Genomic DNA, 1,196 nt, shown 5'->3' with positions numbered 1-1,196 from the left:
TTACTCGATGATCTTGGATACCACGCCGGCACCAACGGTACGGCCACCTTCGCGAATCGCGAAGCGCAGACCATCTTCCATGGCGATCGGAGCGATCAGGGTAACGGTCATTTTGACGTTGTCACCCGGCATAACCATTTCAACGCCTTCCGGCAGCTCGCAAGAACCGGTTACGTCAGTAGTCCGGAAGTAGAACTGCGGACGGTAGCCCTTGAAGAACGGAGTATGACGACCGCCTTCTTCCTTGCTCAGTACGTACACTTCGCACTCGAACACGGTGTGCGGCTTGATGGTGCCCGGCTTACACAGAACCTGGCCACGCTCAACGTCTTCACGCTTGGTACCGCGCAGAAGAACACCGACGTTTTCACCAGCACGACCTTCGTCCAGCAGCTTGCGGAACATTTCAACGCCGGTGCAAGTGGTCTTGACGGTATCTTTGATACCAACAATCTCAACTTCCTCACCCACCTTGATGATGCCACGCTCAACACGGCCAGTTACCACGGTACCACGACCGGAGATGGAGAATACGTCCTCGATCGGCATCAGGAACGGCTGGTCAATCGCACGCTCCGGCTCCGGGATGTAGTCGTCCAGGGCCTCTACCAGCTTCTTCACAGCGGTAGTACCCATCTCGTTGTCGTCACGACCTTCCAGCGCCATCAGCGCAGAACCGGTAATGATCGGAGTGTCGTCGCCCGGGAAGTCGTACATGCTCAGCAGGTCACGAACTTCCATCTCAACCAGCTCGAGCAGCTCTTCATCGTCAACCATGTCCGCTTTGTTCAGGAACACAACGATGTAAGGTACACCAACCTGACGGGACAGCAGGATGTGCTCACGGGTCTGCGGCATGGGGCCGTCAGCTGCGGAGCAAACCAGGATCGCGCCGTCCATCTGCGCCGCACCAGTGATCATGTTCTTCACATAGTCAGCGTGGCCCGGGCAGTCTACGTGGGCGTAGTGACGGGTCGGAGAATCGTACTCAACGTGAGAGGTCGCAATGGTAATACCACGCGCACGCTCTTCCGGTGCGTTATCGATCTGATCGAACGCACGCAGTTCACCAGTACCCCATACTTCGTGACATACACGAGTCAGGGCAGCGGTCAGAGTGGTCTTACCATGGTCAACGTGACCAATGGTGCCCACGTTTACGTGCGGCTTGTTACGCTCAAATTTTGCTTTAGACA

Annotated in this window: 1 protein-coding gene; it reads right to left on the bottom strand. The window is 56.4% G+C overall.

Annotated features, from left to right (window positions below):
* On the bottom strand, positions 1-1,196 hold a 1,196-nt coding region (gene tuf / locus CLH61_RS18225), incomplete at its 5' end, for an elongation factor Tu (protein WP_228152702.1).

The sequence above is a fragment of the Marinobacter profundi genome (assembly GCF_002744715.1).
GTDB classification, from domain to species: domain Bacteria; phylum Pseudomonadota; class Gammaproteobacteria; order Pseudomonadales; family Oleiphilaceae; genus Marinobacter; species Marinobacter profundi.
This window is presented reverse-complemented; position numbering and strand designations above follow the sequence as displayed.